Origin of the sequence: Pseudomonas brassicae (assembly GCF_010671725.1) — a bacterium.
GTDB classification, from domain to species: Bacteria; Pseudomonadota; Gammaproteobacteria; order Pseudomonadales; family Pseudomonadaceae; genus Aquipseudomonas; species Aquipseudomonas brassicae.
In genome coordinates this window covers 1-631 of the sequence record NZ_JAAHBU010000644.1, presented here as the reverse complement: position 1 = coordinate 631, position 631 = coordinate 1, and the positions used below count along the sequence as shown (strand labels likewise).

General features: G+C 68.8%; 1 protein-coding gene. It reads right to left on the bottom strand.

Annotated elements, in window-relative coordinates; all coding sequences use genetic code 11:
• Positions 1 to 631, bottom strand: a 631-nt coding sequence (locus tag G3436_RS26885; RefSeq protein WP_243667358.1) for an amidase family protein, incomplete at both ends; no start/stop codon positions are given.

Below are 631 nucleotides of genomic sequence, written 5' to 3'. Positions count from 1 at the left end.
GGCCGACAGCGCGTAGGCGCCAACCATGATGCGCCGCTGCACCTCGGCACCGAAGCCTTCACCGCGCGAACGCTTGTACAGGTCGGTGAGGTCCTTGGGGTCTGCGCAGCGGTAGCCGTAGCGCACGCCATCGAAGCGCGACAGGTTGGACGAGGCTTCGGCCGGGGCGATCACGTAGTACGCGGGGATCGCGTGCTGCATGTTCGGCAGGCTGATTTCCTTGACCACCGCGCCGAGTTTTTCCAACGCCTTGACGCTGGCGTGGATCAGGTCGGCGATGCGCGGGTCCAGGCCGGCGCCGAAGTATTCCTTCGGCAGGCCGATGCGCAGGCCCTGCAGCGAGGCATTGAGCGGCGCGCTGTAGTCGGGCACCGGCTCGTCGATGCTGGTGGAGTCCTTGGCGTCGAAACCGGCCATGGCCTGCAGCAGCAAGGCGCAGTCTTCGGCGGTACGTGCCAGCGGGCCACCCTGGTCGAGGCTGGAGGCGTAGGCGATCATGCCCCAGCGCGAAACACGACCGTAGGTCGGCTTGAGGCCGGTGAGGTTGGTCAGCGCTGCCGGCTGTCGGATAGAGCCGCCGGTGTCGGTGCCGGTGGTCGCCGGCAGCAGGCGCGCCGCCACGGCCGCGGCA